General features: G+C 48.8%; 11 protein-coding genes. 9 read left to right on the forward strand and 2 right to left on the reverse strand.

Annotation, left to right across the window (positions count from 1 at the left end; genetic code table 11):
* Positions 1 to 145 precede the first annotated feature (145 nt).
* The 3 genes from ACAN56_RS16190 (at position 146) to ACAN56_RS16200 (ending at position 4,845) form a co-directional block, all read left to right on the forward strand.
* The gene (locus ACAN56_RS16190; RefSeq protein ID WP_379144121.1) at positions 146 to 2,419 is read left to right on the forward strand and encodes a copper amine oxidase N-terminal domain-containing protein; all 2,274 of its coding nucleotides are present in this window, start codon (positions 146 to 148) and stop codon (positions 2,417 to 2,419) included.
* A gap of 256 nt (positions 2,420 to 2,675) precedes the next feature.
* Complete coding sequence (locus ACAN56_RS16195; RefSeq protein ID WP_038586574.1) at positions 2,676 to 4,148, forward strand: potassium/proton antiporter; 1,473 nt, start codon at positions 2,676 to 2,678, stop codon at positions 4,146 to 4,148.
* Positions 4,149 to 4,389: 241 nt separating this feature from the next.
* Entirely contained in the window at positions 4,390 to 4,845 is a 456-nt protein-coding gene (locus ACAN56_RS16200) for a Dps family protein (RefSeq protein WP_038586577.1), read from the forward strand.
* Positions 4,846 to 5,005: 160 nt separating this feature from the next.
* On the opposite strand, the gene ACAN56_RS16205 is transcribed toward ACAN56_RS16200, so the two are convergent.
* Together ACAN56_RS16205 and ACAN56_RS16210 are read right to left on the reverse strand one after the other, a co-directional pair.
* Positions 5,006 to 5,710 (reverse strand): AIM24 family protein, encoded by a 705-nt coding sequence (locus ACAN56_RS16205; protein WP_038586581.1) that lies wholly within the window; start codon positions 5,708 to 5,710, stop codon positions 5,006 to 5,008.
* 60 nt (positions 5,711 to 5,770) lie between these two features.
* Positions 5,771 to 6,259: a hypothetical protein gene (locus ACAN56_RS16210; protein ID WP_038586583.1), complete on the reverse strand. Its 489-nt coding sequence runs from the start codon at positions 6,257 to 6,259 to the stop codon at positions 5,771 to 5,773.
* A 272-nt stretch (positions 6,260 to 6,531) separates the two neighbouring features.
* On the opposite strand from ACAN56_RS16210, the gene ACAN56_RS16215 reads away from it, so the two are divergent.
* From ACAN56_RS16215 to ACAN56_RS16240, 6 genes are all read left to right on the forward strand, one after another.
* Positions 6,532 to 7,218 carry a M50 family metallopeptidase gene (locus ACAN56_RS16215; protein WP_379144125.1) on the forward strand — a complete coding sequence of 229 codons (687 nt, stop codon included), beginning with the start codon at positions 6,532 to 6,534 and terminating at the stop codon, positions 7,216 to 7,218.
* Between the two features lie 186 nt (positions 7,219 to 7,404).
* A complete protein-coding gene (locus tag ACAN56_RS16220) occupies positions 7,405 to 8,070 on the forward strand; it encodes a hypothetical protein (protein ID WP_038586588.1) in 666 nt (221 codons plus the stop codon).
* A gap of 242 nt (positions 8,071 to 8,312) precedes the next feature.
* Positions 8,313 to 9,278: a helix-turn-helix transcriptional regulator gene (locus ACAN56_RS16225; protein WP_038586590.1), complete on the forward strand. Its 966-nt coding sequence runs from the start codon at positions 8,313 to 8,315 to the stop codon at positions 9,276 to 9,278.
* Between the two features lie 247 nt (positions 9,279 to 9,525).
* Complete coding sequence (locus tag ACAN56_RS16230) at positions 9,526 to 10,515, forward strand: ABC transporter ATP-binding protein (protein ID WP_379144128.1); 990 nt, start codon at positions 9,526 to 9,528, stop codon at positions 10,513 to 10,515.
* A complete protein-coding gene (locus tag ACAN56_RS16235; protein WP_038586594.1) occupies positions 10,512 to 11,501 on the forward strand; it encodes an ABC transporter ATP-binding protein in 990 nt (329 codons plus the stop codon). The genes ACAN56_RS16230 and ACAN56_RS16235 overlap by 4 nt, the downstream gene beginning before the upstream one ends.
* 265 nt (positions 11,502 to 11,766) lie before the next feature.
* Positions 11,767 to 13,434, forward strand: coding sequence for an ABC transporter substrate-binding protein (locus ACAN56_RS16240; RefSeq protein ID WP_379144131.1), 1,668 nt, complete (start codon positions 11,767 to 11,769; stop codon positions 13,432 to 13,434).
* Positions 13,435 to 13,446 lie beyond the last annotated feature (12 nt).

A 13,446-nucleotide genomic window follows, 5' to 3' on the forward strand; every position in this document is an offset into this window, starting at 1 on the left:
TTTCCATATCCCTGATTCCTTAGCCTGGGAATGGAAATTAGATTAATTTATTTTAACCTATAAATCGAGAAACTTTTAGACCGGTTGATGCGTCAAAGGGATAGTCAAGAAATTGGAATTATTTATTATCCAGGAGGGTGAGCTTGTGAAGAAGTTATTTATTTCGATTTTAGCGGGGTTGCTGGTGTTCCCGATGCTGCTGCAGTCCCCGGCTCAGGCAGATGCACCTATCAAAATTGTGATTGACGGTGTTCCCTTACCTACTGATCAACCCCCCATATCGGTGCGTGGACGAACGCTGGTGCCGTTACGGGCCATTTTTGAAGCCTTTGATGCCACCACCACGTGGAATAAGCAGACAAAAACAGTAACAGCAACAAAAGAGGATACAACGATTATATTGAAGCTTGGCTCCACACTTGCCACGATTAACAATAAGCCTGTTATCCTCGATGTGCCTGGTCAAAGTTTGAAGGGCAGAACGCTGGTTCCGACACGGTTCGTCAGCGAAGCTCTGGGTCAGGAAGTGGTATGGAATTCCAAAGCGAGAACAGTGTCCATAACGACTTCCGGAGGTAAAGGTGGAAGCGTAAGTCCGGCATCCAATGTAGTCCTGCAGGATGTGAGTGACAGCGGTGACGGACGTGATCTGCAGGTCAGCTTCGTCCGGGCGGCAGATGAGTCCATTGTTGATCATTACAGGGTATTGATTGTGAAAGCGGGGAACACATTAAACTTGTCATCCGCCCAACAGATCGCACCGTCCAATTATTCTACTGTATTGTCTATCGGAGCTAATCCTACGTTTAAACTGAACGCTGGGTCGAGGGATATCAGCGGTGAATTAATTAAAGTCAATCAGCCGTATATTGCTTATGTTTTGGCGGTAGGCAAAGGGAATAATACCAGTGCCCTTTCGAATAGTTCTGCAACGCTTACGTTGGTGAATAATATTGTATCCGCACCAACCAATATACAAGTGAATGATGTCGGGGATAATGGCGATGGACGGGATTTGTCCGTCAGCTTCAACAAGTTGCCGGATGAATCGAAGGTCAATTCTTACCGGATATTTGTAGTTAAAGCAGCGAACTATACAAATTTCAATGTGGCGGCAGCAAACGCAGTTTCCAGCTCTAACTACACCCAAGTCAGCAAGACGGGAAATAATCTTTCTCAGGTCTTGGCTTCAGGATCCAGGGATGTCGATGGAGCGCTTATAAAGTCGGGTGTGAGCTACCGGGTGTTTGTTATGGCGGTAGATAGCAGGAATTCGGCCAATCAAGTACTGTCTCCTGCGTCATCCGCGATTACGTTGTCCACTACAGGAATCTCAAGCTTCATCGTTAGTGATGTTAATGACTATGGAGACGGCCGGGATATGAAAGTGTCCTTTGTCCATCCCACAGCCGAAGCTAATATTAACCAGTATCGGATTATGGTCGTACCTACAGCTTATTACAGCGGCTTCAGCGTATCTGAAGCGAATAATGTATCCAACTCCAATTATACAGCGGTGAGTACATCAGGAAGCAGCACCAATCAAATCCTGACCTCATCAACCAGAGACGTACGGGGTAATTTGATCAAAAATGGAACTGGTTATCAAGTGTACGTGTTATCGGTTGGAAGCAATTCAAGTGCAAATGTGCTTTCCAGCGCTTCATCGGTTATTACGCTGCTGACTGACTTCAGTATGGGAGCCGTTTCTAATCTAACAGTAAGCGACGTTAGCGACAATGGTGATGGACGGGATTTGAAAGTATCCTTTACTCATGCTGCGGACGAAAGGTACATCAGCAAATATCTGATCATGGTGGTGCCAACCTCATATTACAGCAACTTCAGCGTATCTGAAGCCAATCGTATATCCAGCTCCAACTATACAGCGGTGAGCACATCAGAGAATAGCACCAGTCAAATATTAAATTCATCCTCCAGAGATGTGCGCGGCAATTGGATCAAAGAGGGAACCACTTACAAAGTGTATGTATTATCTGTTGGTAGTGGGAATTATTCAGGTTCTAATGTCTTGTCCCAGGCATCCACGGACATTACGTTGTCTTCCAAAACCCCTGTGGTTTCTGTAACCAACGTCACGTATCAAGTGAACGACAGCAGAATACTGGCCCGCTTCACCAAATCGTCCAATGAGACCAATATTTCTGAATACCGGGTATTAGTAGTTCCGGCCAAGCAGGGTTTTGGCTTAGGTGATGCGCTTGGGGTGACAGCTTCCTCTTACAAGTCGATCATTCCTAACGGAACGAATCCGGTAATTACAGCATCAACAATAGATGTCAACGGTAGTCCAATTATTAAAGGCAAAAAATATAAACTGTATATTCTTGCCGTGGCAAATAACAAGGGGACGCAGAATGGCGGCCTTTCAGATTCAACGGAGGAGTTTGAATTATAATAGTCAATGTTAAATGAGTCCGTAAGCCTGACCTTCCAAGGTCAGGCTTTTGTTATGTAGTTAATAGAAGAGATGTATGATGTACGGCCGTTTGAGCATTATAAATTCAGTATGGAAGTGTAGATGACCAGAGCAGGGCACCCGGCAGTCTTTACCGCAGCTGACTCAAGAAAAGACTTTTGAGGTTAATAACGTAAATAACACAAGGAGCGGTAACGTCTGCTTGATTTCATACCAGAAGGGTGCGAAGTAAACGATGACTCATCTTGCAGATCAGATTATTATGCTGCTGGCGGTGCTGCTGCTTGTAGGAGTGCTTTCCACAAAATTCTCTACACGGTTCGGCATGCCGGCGCTCGTATTATTTATTGCGGTGGGGATGGTACTCAGCCACTTTGTCTATTTTAACAATGCATCCCTGACCCAGATTGCCGGGATTTTTGCACTGGTCGTGATTCTGTTTGAAGGCGGGATGCAGACCAGCATGAAGGATATCCGGCCGATTATGGCGCCGGCGTTGTCCTTGGCCACGGTGGGCGTGCTGCTGACTACAGCCATAGTAGGCGTTTTCGCCAAATTCATACTGGGAGTGCCTTGGGCGGAAAGCCTGCTGTTCGGAGCGATTGTCGGTTCAACGGACGCAGCCGCCGTATTCTCTGTTCTGGGCGGCAAAAACATCGACAAAAGGTTGACCTCCACACTGGAGGCTGAGTCTGGAAGCAATGATCCGATGGCCGTATTTCTGACCGTATCGCTGATTGAATGGATCCAGCATCCCGATACTGCCATCTGGAGCCTGCTGCTGTCCTTTGTATGGGAAATGGGGATTGGCCTGCTGCTGGGGATCATTATCGGCAAGGTGGCCGTATATCTGATCAACAGAATCAACCTGGATTCCACCGGTCTGTATCCGGTAATGGCTATAGGGTTTGCCGTACTGACCTATGGCCTTACAGCCATGGTACACGGCAGCGGACTGCTTGCCGTCTATGTGATTGGCCTGACGCTGGGGAATTCCGAACTGATGTATCACCGCACCATCATGAATTTCAATCACGGCTTTGCCTGGATGATGCAGATTGCTATGTTCATTCTTCTGGGGCTGCTGGTGTTCCCGCAGGAGCTTGCAAATATCGCTTGGGACGGGCTGCTGCTATCCGTCATCCTAATGGTAATTGCCCGGCCGGCCGGGGTATTTATAAGCCTGCTCTTTGCCAAATTCTCTTTCCGGGAAAAAACACTGATTTCATGGGCTGGCCTGCGCGGCGCCGTGCCGATTGTACTGGCCACCTATCCGCTGCTGGCGGGTCTTCCGCAGGGACGGCTGTTCTTTAATGTCGTTTTCTTCGTCGTCCTTACTTCGGCTGTTATTCAGGGGACGACGATTTCACCGCTTGCTTCCAGACTGAAGCTGGTCGGGCGGGAAGAAGCGGGGCAGCCTTCCCTCATGGAGCTTGTGGCCCTTGGCAAGACGGACTCGGAATTCAATCATATTGGAATACAGCCTTCTATGCCGATTGCCGGGATGCAGATTGCAGAGCTGGGGCTGCCTGATGATATTCTCTTCACGGCGATCATACGGGATAAGAATATTGTCACTCCGCATGGCAATACCGTCATTCAGGCAGGAGATACAGTCTATGTGCTTAGTCCGAAGTCTAAACGCGACGAGATGCGGGCGATCTTCCGGAGCGGAAAAGGCAAGGCGGCTCAAGCGGAAACTACCTAGGTTTAGATCCTTGTATTTCATGTAATTTTTTATGCCGCAATGATGTGATTTGTGTCAATATAGGTGCTTATGCTCCAATGTGACACAAATAATAGGAGTATAACAGAAAGTTATGCTAGAATTTGCAGCAACAAAATCGTCGTAATCGTTGCAAAAAGTATAACTTCATGTTATATTGTATATATATTTAGAACAAGTCTAAATACAATAACATATATACAAACCATAGGAGGCTATTAGAATGAGTACACAAGTAAAGAGCCAGACTGAACTGCACGCTGCTTTGAATCGCCAAACTGCGAACTGGACCCTGCTCGGAGTGAAACTGCATCATTACCACTGGTATGTGAGCGGATCGCAATTCTTCACGCTGCATGCCAAATTCGAAGAACTGTACAATGAAGCTGCAGGTTATGTGGATGAGCTGGCTGAACGCCTGCTAGCTATCGGCGGACAACCGGCCTCTACTATGACCCAATATCTGGCCCTCTCCGAGCTCAAGGAAGCTGTCGGCGGCGAAAGCGCCAAAGAAATGGTTACCCAACTCGTAAAAGATTTTGCCCTTGTTGCAGAAGAGCTGAAGCATTCCATCGCGGCAGCAGAAGAGCTGAGCGATCAACCGACTGCTGATCTGCTGATTGGTATCAGAAGCAGTGTTGAGAAGAGCGCCTGGATGCTGAATGCCTACCTGGCATAAGACCAAGTGACCAAGTAGCAACAATCAGGAACCGCCTGTGATTCCCGGTATAGAAGCTGTGGCCGGGTTTATGGGTTGTGTGCATTGTCTGTAAATTAAAGAGTGCCCTTGCGTGATACGCACGGGCACTCTTTTTGCTAATTAAGGTTTGTATTTATCCCTACTTAATAAATACTCCCCCGAATGGCAGAGCCTCACGGAGAAACCGTTTGATAATCCCGTCCTCATTGTTGTCGCGTTCAAAGCGCCGGCTCTGGCGACCGGCTTGGAACAGCACGGGCCCGTGGCCTGTCATCTTCCAATGATAGCTCATATGCTGGCTGGCCAGATGATTGCCGTAGACGGTCAGCTCAAGCTTGGCATTCTCGGGGTAGGCAATGACGCTTCCGGCATCCACATACAGCGGATCGAAGGGATGCAGCTCCGCTTCGCATACCGTTCCCTCAGTTAAGATGCCGATGCTGCCCCTGCCGGAGAACTTCACCTTAATGACATCGCGTGTCACGAGCATATTCTTCATGCTGAGCACCCGGGTCTGCATCGTAACCCCTTTACTATAGAAGAAGAGATGCCTGAAATCATAGAGCAGATCGCTTTTTCCGTCGAGCTGCAGCGTTTTGATCCGATAACCGGGAGGAAGTGCGGCAACGAACCGACAGGGCCCGGACAGATCCGAGCGGATCAGCTTGCGCTTGCGGTACATGCCCTTGACATCCATCAGCCGGTCCGCCCGGCCTGAAGAGGGACCTTGATAAGCAATAATCTGCTGCGGGTGCAGCACATGAACCTCTTCGTTCTCTCCAACAGTAAAGGCAACGGCTTGTCCGCTGCCGCTGTCGCCTTCATCCTGGACATCAACGTTCATAGCTTACACTTCCTTGTTCCTGTGACTTCTTGTTTCTGCGGGTAGCGCTCTCCTTGCGGACTACCGCAGCCGGTCGCTTCTTCTGGACCGGTAGCGCATCGCGAAGCGAAGCAGCCGGGTGAGCAGGAAATAACCGAATATAAGGGCAACCCCGGTAATGACCGTAACTTTAATCCGGTTATAGTAGTTTTCCCGGGCCGTACGATCGTTTTTCAATTCATCTACCACCAGGCTTAATTGGCGGTTCTGCTCCTGAAGAGCCTCATTCTGGGTACGGTACGTCTCCATCTCCTGCAGCGTCTGTCCCAAGGCTTGGGTTGTTTCGCCCAGCTCATTTTTGGTCTGCTGGAGCTCATCCACCGTTTGCTGGTAGCTTTCCTGCAATTGATTAACTTCACCGGGCAATTCCGAGAAATTCTGCAATCCTTTATATATATCGCTGAAGTAATTGGCCTGAGCCGCAGGAGCCGGCAGGGCTGCCGTTATCCCAAGCAGCAGCAGGGCCGAACTTAACAGCTTGATCAATTTGCTCATTACATGTTTTTTCATTACATATCACCACCTGGTATAGGCTAATATTACTTTTATTTTAACATAGCCGGACAACTTCCGGGTACCTTACAGGGGAAGTCTGGCATCATTTGGCGGATAAAGCACATTTTTGTCCCGAGTTTTGGATATAAAGGGACTTAAGCTTTTTTACCCTGGGGCTTGCGGCTATAACCATAAAAGTAATACAGCATTAAAGACACTCAGGTTTCGGTTTTGCTACCACAGGTGTACAAATTATCGTATACTTTGAACGGAAAGGGGCTGATGTGATGAATAAATGGCTCAAGACGCTATTGTTTCTGGCAGGTTCTGCCTTTTTGACGCGGTTAATCCCGTTCTCTTCCTTGTTCCGCAATCTGGATACGATGGTTCACGAGTTCGGCCATGCGCTCATGACCCTGCTGCTCTCGGGAAGTGTGCTGCGCATTGAGCTGTACGCCGATCACAGCGGGGTCACCTATTCGGCCATTGGTGCGGGAGCACAAGCGATACTGTTGTCGCTGGCCGGATATCCGCTGGCTTCGTTATTCTCTTTGCTGCTGTTCTATTTATATAGAAGAAACCGGCTGCAATGGGGGCTGATGCTGTCCACCGCCATAGCACTCATTATGCTGATTTTATATGTGCGGGGCGGATTCGGCATGATGTGGCTGACCGGCTTTATTGCGCTGAATCTGGCAATGATGTTTCTCTGGCCTAAGATCAGCAAATATTATTACTTGTTTCTGGCGTTTCTCACGCTTGAGGAATCCGTAGTGGGCACACTTTTTCTGGTATCGTCTGCGGCATTTACACCCTCCCGTGCAGGGGATGCGGCCAATCTGGCGAGGTTGACTCCTTTGCCGGCCATCTTTTGGGCAGTGCTGTTTCTTCTATTTTCATTGCTATGCGCCAAAGGGGCACTGGGTTTCTTGTTCAAGGAAGAGCGCCGGAACGGCAAACTGGGGAATAGGTGAAATTACACGAATTTTTCGTCATCTTTAGACAAAAGAACGATCTTTCGCAAAGAGGCAATCCACTTTTTAGTGGAGTGGCTCTTTTTTTGTCGATATTCTAGGTCCGAACATATATTCCATGACAAGGAGTTGTCCGCCATTATTGGTACATTAATAGAAGATCCAAAAAAAGAAAGAGGTGGAAATATGCAAGCAAGTATCCAGCCCATATTTACATGGAGTCAAAACCGGATTTTTGCAGGAGCTGCTCGAGATGTAGTTTTGCTAGTCGAGTGGGAAGGCATGGTCCAAGGTGTGGAAACCCGCAAGAAAAGCCGCAAAGTCGTTGCCCGTGAAATTGAACTGAGAGTATGGCTTGAAGCGCATGTAAGTCTGAAGGCATGTTATGGATGTGTAGTGGAGGCAGGGGAAGGCAGATCGCTGCTGCTTAAGCTTGGTAAAATACATGCGGGAGGGAGGAAATATATAGCGCTGGAATTCACTATGGCGGCGATGCCAGCCGGAAACCATGAAGCACTCTGGCTGCAGTGGCAATATAAACAACCCCCGGTGGAACGCATCCGCGAGCTGCCCTTGCATAAGCTAAGCCTAGAGTATACCCACCATACCGATGTGCTCGGCACGGTCAGTTGCTTTCATGTAGCCAAGCATTTGGAGCTGCTCAAGACAGCGATGGTGATGGAAGAAGCAGTGGCCTTAAGTTCTAAGACATCCGACCCAGCTTCCTATGATAAGTTGCGCAGACAGGCGGATGATCTGCTGCTGCTGGCAACCCAGTCTGGAGACATGCAGCTGGTTAAAGAGGCGGAGGCTTTGTACAAGCAGTTGGACGTTGGGATTCAGGTCTGGTGACTCTAGGAATACACAGTTTAAGATCCAACAACCGGTAACTAGGGCATATACATAACTGCACTATTTCGCTGAGTGCAAACCAGAATAGCTGACAGATAGAGCGATATATTAATGTGGTAATATAGTAAAATAGTTCTATTATATTTTTGTAACGAGGTTATTAATTCCCTGTTTTTAGATATATATAACTAATTTATTTAAAATAATGGGTCTATTTTACCATAAATCAAGGGGAACTGAAAATGACAGACCGATTAATCCGGCTGATGCGCATCATTACGCTAGTTCAGGCCAAACCCGGAATTTTAGCCCGTGAGCTGGCGGAACGCTGCGGCAACAGTGAGAGAACGATATACCGGGATATGGATGCGCTAAGTGCCATGCATATCCCTATTACCCACCTGGGGCACGGGAAGGGATATGCTTTTATCGGGAACTTTGCACTCTATCCTTTAGATTTGTCGGAAGAAGAATCGGCCGCATTTTCACAGCTCCGCGGCATTATGAATGACATTAAGCCACTGCTGCCTGCGCATTTTGAAGACGCCTATGAAAAAATCATGGCTGCGGAATATAAGCAGAAGGCGGAAAGGGAAGAGAAGATGGAAAGCGTAAAAAAAGAAGCCGGGCAGCATTGGACAGAGAGGGGGACTTCGCAGGGGGAGCCTTCGCCTTTTCTGACGGAAATTCTGCTGGCTATAATGAAACAGCGAAGCTTTCAGGCGGATTACAGTGAAAATGCCTATGAAGAGAAGGAGATACAGATCGATCCGTACTGCCTGGTTCCGCTGGAGAACCGCTATCATTTAATTGGTTTCTGCCACCGCTTTGGCATGATCCGGGCTTTTCACATCAACGGGTTCTCGAGTGTCAGGCCGTTGAACCGTTTTTTTTCCAAGGAGCAATTTGATCTGCAGTCTTTTATGAAGCAGAAGTGGCGTTTGGACCAAGACAGTCTGGAGATCGAATTCAAGGTGAAATTTTCGGAACGGATGATGGATTGGATCAAATATGAGGAGTTGTTTGTAAAACCGAGCAAGGTGGACCGCCAGAGCCGCTTTCTCCACTTTAAGGTAGCTGTTGAACAGGATATTGGATTTGTTCGTTGGATCATGAAATTCGAGGAGGAAGCGGAGATTGTGGAGCCGTTTTACTATAGGGATATGATGAGGGTTCAACTGGAAAGGTGGCTATTGGTCTACAAATAGAGCAGGATCTTTTTGTTTTGTCATTAATTATACCCTTAAACCCTATGAGGTTAGTTAATCTTGTAAATTTTTCTTGTCTACCATGATTTTATATAGTAATGTTATACATTAAATAACAACTATGTCGAATTAATGCTAAAAACTAACTTATTATGTAAGGTATTCGCGGTTGAATCTCTCTTTTAGAGAGATTTTCTTGTCAGTCATTTGACCTTTGTTCAATTTTTAATAGAAGAGAGGGTTCATTTTGATCCAGCCAATTCTGGAAATTGAGGATTTGCATACTCATTTTTTTACGGATCGTGGAGAGGTTCCTGCTGTGGACGGCGTCGATTTGTATATTGATCCGGGCGAGGTTCTTGGAGTGGTTGGTGAATCGGGCTGCGGCAAGAGCGTCACTTCATTGTCCATCCTAAAGCTGGTTCCGAATCCTCCCGGCCGGATTGTAGGCGGCCGCATTCTATTAAAAGGGCAGGATCTTGTGCCGCTTAGGGAAAAAGAAATGCGAAAGATCCGCGGAGACTCGGTATCGATGATCTTCCAGGAGCCAATGACTTCGCTTAACCCGCTGTTTACGGTAGGTCAGCAGATTATCGAAACTGTGCGGCTTCACCGCGGCTTATCGAAAAGAGAAGCACGGGAGCATGCGGTCGAGATGCTCCGCAAAGTAGGAATACCGCGGCCGGAAGCGATCATTGATGAGTATCCTCACCAGTTGTCGGGCGGCATGCGCCAGCGGGTGATGATCGCGATGTCGATCTCCTGCAGTCCGGAGCTGCTCATTGCCGATGAACCCACAACGGCGCTGGATGTAACGATTCAGGCGCAGATTCTGGATTTGATCCGGCGGTTGAATGAAGAACAAGGCACTGCGGTCATGCTGATTACCCATGATCTTGGAGTAGTGGCGGAGATGTGCCACCGGGTTGCTGTTATGTATGCCGGCAAGATCGTAGAGGAAGGCTGTGTGCGCGATATTTTTAAAAATCCGCTTCATCCCTACACGAGGGGGCTTATACAGTCTGTGCCAAGAATGAACGAGGTCCGGGAACGGCTGTATTCCATTCCCGGCAATGTGCCGATTCTCAATAAAGATATGCAGGGCTGCCGGTTTGCACCCCGCTGTCCGGATATGATGGACATCTGCCGCGAGTCGCTTCCTGAGCTGTCACTGCAGGAAGACCGGCACAGCTGCAGATGCTGGCTGCATGACAGCCAACAGGAGGATGCTGTATGAGCGAGAACCTGCTCGAGGTTATTGGCCTCAAGAAGTATTATCCGATTCATAAAGGTTTCTTCAACAAGGTGCAAGGGGCTGTCAAAGCGGTGGACGATATTTCCTTCTCCGTAAACAAAGGCGAGACCTTTGGACTGGTGGGGGAAAGCGGCTGCGGCAAATCGACAACCGGGCGTTCGCTGCTGCGGCTGATCGAGCCTACAGCAGGGGAGGTCTGGTTCGAAGGCCAGGATATCACCAGGCTCACTCTGGAAGAAATGCGCAAGCGCCGGCGGGAGATGCAGATTGTCTTTCAGGACCCGTTCTCTTCCCTTGACCCGCGGAATACGGTGCAGCGTATTCTGGAAGAGCCGATGATTGTACATGGTGTTGGCGATGCCAGGCAGCGGAGGGATACTGTCGAGCGGCTGGCTGATGTAGTCGGCTTGGCGAAGGCACATCTCCAGCGTTACCCGCATCAGTTCTCCGGCGGACAACGGCAGCGGATTGGAATCGCCCGGGCGCTTGCCCTGCAGCCGAAGCTGATTATAGCGGATGAGCCTGTGTCCGCACTGGATGTATCCATCCAGTCTCAGGTCATTAATCTGATGCAGGATTTACAGAAGGAATTTGGACTTACCTACATATTTATAGCCCATGATCTCAGTGTGGTGAAGCATATCTGTGACCGTGTCGCCGTAATGTACCTGGGACGGATTGTAGAGATTACCGATAAGTACAAGCTTTATGCCGAGCCGCAGCACCCGTATACACAGGCGCTGCTGTCGGCTGTTCCCGAACCCGATCCCGATATCCGCAAGAAACGGGTTATTCTGCAGGGGGAAGTGCCGAGTCCGGCCAATGCGCCTGTCGGTTGTGCCTTTAATACCCGTTGTCCCCGGGTGATGGACGTATGCCGCAATGTAAGACCACCGTTGATCGAGACCGGGCCAGGGCATCTAACCGCATGCCATTTATATGATGATGCTGACACCCGGCTGGCTTAACAAGACTTGACGACATCTTAGAAAGACTCCGGCAGGAGTTATCTTAAAATATAAGAAATTATATGTTTCACATGATAACTTATCCTTCTATTTCTCGCTGAAACGGTACCGTCCTTAAAAAGGACGGCAAAGCCGTTTCCACTTGGTATTCAGAGCGAGCAACCATTCATGAATGCAATTAGTGGACTTGGTATATGGCAGCGCTTTGGCGCAGCTCCATATAGACGCTTTAATACTTTTAATGAAGGAAGGGAGTTTTCTAGAGATGAAGAAATGGAGTAGTCTTGCACTGGCAGTGACGCTGGGGGCGGTATTAACGTTAAGCGGCTGCGGAGGCAACAATAACGCAAGCACGGAATCAACTGCGGGGGGCAATACAGCGGCAACTGCCGCACCGGAAAGCTCTCCTGATTCTGCGGCAACGTCACAGGATACACTGATATTGGGGCGCGGCGGTGACTCGGCTTCGCTGGACCCGGCAATCGTAACCGATGGTGAATCTTTGAAGATTGCCCATCAGGTATTTGACTCTCTGCTGGAATACAAACCGGGGACCTCTGAGGTGCAGGCTTCACTTGCAGACAGCTGGGAAGTCTCAGCCGACGGCTTAATCTACACCTTCAAGCTGCATCCGGGTGTGAAGTTCCATGATGGATCAGACTTTGATGCCGAGGCTGTCGTGTTTAACTTCACGCGCTGGAGTGATCCGGCAAGTGAATACAAATTCGAAGGCGATTCCTTTGACTACTATGACTCCATGTTCGGTCCGGACGGAAGCCGTGTCATTAAAGAGGTGAAGGCTGTTGATGCCACAACCGTGCAATTTGTGCTTAATCAGCCGCAGGCCCCTTTCCTGCAGAATATCGCCATGACCTCCTTCGGGATTGCCAGCCCTACAGCGATTAAGGAGAAGAAGGAAAACTTCAAGAATGAGCCGGTAGGCACAGGACCGTTTGTGTTCACCGAATGGAAGCACAATGATTCCATTACGCTGGACAAGAATCCGGGCTACTGGAAAGAAGGGCTTCCTAAGCTGAACAAAGTTATCGTCCGCTCCATTCCGGATAACTCTGCGCGCTTCACAGCTCTGCAGAACGGTGAAATCGACCTGATGGAAGACCTTAGCCCTGATGATCTGTCCACACTGGAAGGCAACACCGGGCTGCAGAAGATTGAACGCCCGCCGTTTAATGTCTCGTACCTCGGCTTCAACTTCAATAAGAAACCTTTTGACAACGTGAAAGTAAGACAAGCGCTGAACCATGCAGTGAATAAGCAGGCCATTATCGAAGCGTTCTTCTCAGGTCAGGCAACGGCTGCCGTTAACCCGATGCCGCCATCACTATGGGGCTATAACGATGCCGTGAAGGATTATGAATATGATCTGGAGAAGGCAAAAGCGCTGCTGGCTGAGGCTGGATATCCTGAAGGTCTGCCGGATCCGGTAACCTTGTATGCTATGCCAGTCTCCCGTCCTTATATGCCTGACGGCAAGAAGGTTGCTGAGGCGATTCAAGCCGATTGGGAAAAAATTGGCGTGAAGACGGTAATCGAGTCCCCTGAATGGGCTACTTACCTTGACGACACAAAAGTCGGAGAAAAAGATGACATCTACATGCTCGGCTGGACCGGTGATAACGGTGACCCGGATAACTTCCTGTATACGCTCCTTGATAAAGATGCGATTCCGGGCAACAACCGTTCCTTCTATATTAATGAAGAATTGCATACGGTTCTGATCAATGCACAGAAGGAAACGGACCAAGCCAAACGCTCCGACCTGTACAAGCAGGCTCAGGAAATCATCAAAGCGGATGCGCCTTGGATTCCGCTTGTGCACACGACTCCGCTGCTGGCTGCCAAAGCCAATCTCAAGGGTTTTGTTCCAGGTCCGACAGGTACGGAATATTACAGCGCAATCTACTTCGAATAGTAGGTGAGCTGA

It is taken from the genome of Paenibacillus paludis (genome assembly GCF_042610515.1).
Classification (GTDB): domain Bacteria; phylum Bacillota; class Bacilli; order Paenibacillales; family Paenibacillaceae; genus Paenibacillus_AQ.